The sequence below is a fragment of the Microbacterium sp. AISO3 genome (assembly GCF_002204305.1).
GTDB classification, from domain to species: domain Bacteria; phylum Actinomycetota; class Actinomycetes; order Actinomycetales; family Microbacteriaceae; genus Microbacterium; species Microbacterium arborescens.
Map to the genome: position 1 here is coordinate 1 of NZ_NHRF01000108.1, position 418 is coordinate 418.

A 418-nucleotide genomic window follows, 5' to 3' on the forward strand; every position below is an offset into this window, starting at 1 on the left:
CCTTGTGATGGTTTCAGGCTCGGTAATTTCCCTGGTAAACGCAGTCGAACGGGGCGTTGCCGTGCATCCGGTTTTCGATCGCCGAAACGACAACCTGCTTAGCAGTGCGGACAGCATCGAGGGCGCTGGCCCCCTTGGCAATCTCCGCGGTGATCGCGGCAGCCAAGGTGCATCCAGCACCAGAGACGCGCTCCTGGCTGACGGCAGGAACTTCAAGGACCTCGCAATCATGGCCGTCGTAGTAGACGTCCAGAGCGGTGCCAGTGTCCAGCAGGGTGCCGGCCTTGGCGATGACGACCGGAACTCCCTGGTCACCAATCCGCTTGGCAGCATCTTTAAGGGCTTCCACGGAGGTGATCTCGTCCACCCCGGCCAAGGTCTGAGTCTCGAAGAGGTTCGGAGTCACGACGTCAGCGCG

1 protein-coding gene is annotated in these 418 nt (G+C 61.5%); it reads right to left on the bottom strand.

The window, feature by feature from the left end; all coding sequences use genetic code 11:
- Positions 1–13 precede the first annotated feature (13 nt).
- Positions 14–418: PfkB family carbohydrate kinase (locus CBF90_RS16550; protein ID WP_172407889.1), on the bottom strand; the 405-nt coding region annotated here is incomplete at its 5' end.